The organism is Streptomyces sp. NRRL B-24484, assembly GCF_000717715.1.
Taxonomy (GTDB): Bacteria; Actinomycetota; Actinomycetes; order Streptomycetales; family Streptomycetaceae; genus Kitasatospora.
Genome location: NZ_JOAI01000134.1, coordinates 1 through 859, shown reverse-complemented (window position 1 = coordinate 859; position 859 = coordinate 1). Strand labels below are relative to the sequence as shown.

The following is an 859-nucleotide window of genomic DNA, read 5'->3' as shown; positions in this document are numbered from 1 at the left end:
TCGTCAGTACTCGGAGCCGCTTCGCAGGTAGGTGCCCGCGACTTGGAGCCACGCTCCGGGGCTGAAGCAGGCCTCGATCCGGTGGGGCGTGTCCTCGAAGACCCGCAGGACGCGCAGCGCACCGCTCGGGTGCAGGTCGTACTCGAAGGTGACGCCGTCGTCCGTGCCGTCCTCGTACTGCAGGTCCAACGGCCCCTTCGACGGCTCCGCCGGCGCCCGGGTGTCGGCCGAGAGCTTCACGTAGACGGACATCTCTGCGTCCCGCCTTCCCGTCTGCCCCGGGGGGCTTGTGGGGCCGGTTCACTCAGGTCGCTTCGCCCGGTGGCTCGGAGCCGCTGCCGGTGGTGACGAGGATCTGCCGTGCCGAGTCGGTTCCGCCGGCCTCGACCGCGCGGGCCATCGCGGCCAGCGCCGCCTCCCGGCTCGTCTGCGGGGGGACGACGAGCAGGCTGAAGTGATCGCGGTCGCCCCGCGTGACGATCACCGTGTCGTCGCCGACCGGGTACCGGTCGATGTGCACCGACCGGCCGTCGACGAGCAGCCGGGCCGGCACGTCGTCCCAGGCTTCGGCGTCCAGCCCGATGCTCACCACGGAGCCGAGATGTTCGGTCAACGCCCTGACCAGACCGGGTAGTTCGGCGCCGACGTTCCGTGAACGCGGCCACCACGCGCCGTCCAGCGCACCCTCGCGCGACCGTGTGGTCTCCAGACGCAGCAGGACCGTCCCCGGCTTCGCGGCCTGCCGGAACCGGTCCGGCAGAAGTCCCGGGAGCGCAGCACCGGTTTCATCCGACATGGCTCGCCACCTGTCCGTGGACACACACACCGGCCCCACCGAACGAGGGCCGACCGTCGGGGA

The 859-nt window shown here is 71.7% G+C and carries 2 protein-coding genes; both read right to left on the bottom strand.

All coding sequences use genetic code 11. The annotated features are described in order from the left end of the window. Positions 1-3: 3 nt before the first annotated feature. On the bottom strand, positions 4-252 hold the full coding sequence (locus tag IE98_RS0141600; protein ID WP_030277966.1) for a hypothetical protein: 249 nt from the start codon (positions 250-252) through the stop codon (positions 4-6). Between the two features lie 52 nt (positions 253-304). Then, positions 305-796 (bottom strand): DUF5994 family protein, encoded by a 492-nt coding sequence (locus IE98_RS0141595; RefSeq protein ID WP_043176422.1) that lies wholly within the window; start codon positions 794-796, stop codon positions 305-307. Positions 797-859 lie beyond the last annotated feature (63 nt).

Coding starts and splice junctions, on each gene's coding strand:
- IE98_RS0141600 (WP_030277966.1), bottom strand. CDS start 252: ATGTCCGTCTACGTGAAGCTCTCGGCCGACACCCGGGCGCCGGCGGAG.
- IE98_RS0141595 (WP_043176422.1), bottom strand. CDS start 796: ATGTCGGATGAAACCGGTGCTGCGCTCCCGGGACTTCTGCCGGACCGG.